Source organism: Weizmannia acidilactici, assembly GCF_008974225.1.
GTDB classification, from domain to species: Bacteria; Bacillota; Bacilli; order Bacillales; family Bacillaceae_C; genus Weizmannia; species Weizmannia acidilactici.
This window is the reverse complement of record NZ_BKZR01000121.1, coordinates 1-441: the sequence shown is the minus strand read 5'-3', so window position 1 is coordinate 441 and position 441 is coordinate 1. Positions and strand designations below refer to the sequence as shown.

The window sequence follows — 441 nt, the reverse complement described above, 5'->3', positions numbered from 1 at the left end:
CATCGCTGGTCGCTTGACATGGAGCCTCTGCGGGCGTGGTGTTATGCGAAGGGCGAAAGGGGCAATGATTTCTTTCGCATGGCAAACAAGCCTGCCACACCCGCCACTCCATGTAAAGCGGATGCTTGTAAAATTGTGAAGAGCACTACGCTGCCCCTTTGATACTGTCTTCTGTTTCTTGTGGCGTCATATAGCCCAAGCAGCTATGAATCCGTTTCCGATTGTACCAGCCTTCTATAAATTCGAATAAGGCTCTTCTGGCAGCTTGAAAGTTCAAATAGTTGACTCTGTAGATCTCTTCCTTTTTCAGAATTGCATGGAAAGACTCAATGCAGGCGTTATCGTATGGGCAACCTTTTTTACTGAAGGAGTGTTTGAACTGCTTCTTTTCCATGTATTCTGCAAATTTCTCGCTTGTATACTGGGATCCCAAATCAGAAT

The 441-nt window shown here is 45.6% G+C and carries 1 protein-coding gene; it reads right to left on the bottom strand.

Annotated features, from left to right (window positions below; translation table 11 throughout):
* Window positions 1–145: 145 nt before the first annotated feature.
* A partial coding sequence (locus GBH70_RS16500; protein WP_151682025.1) for an integrase core domain-containing protein occupies window positions 146–441 on the bottom strand: 296 nt, incomplete at its 5' end.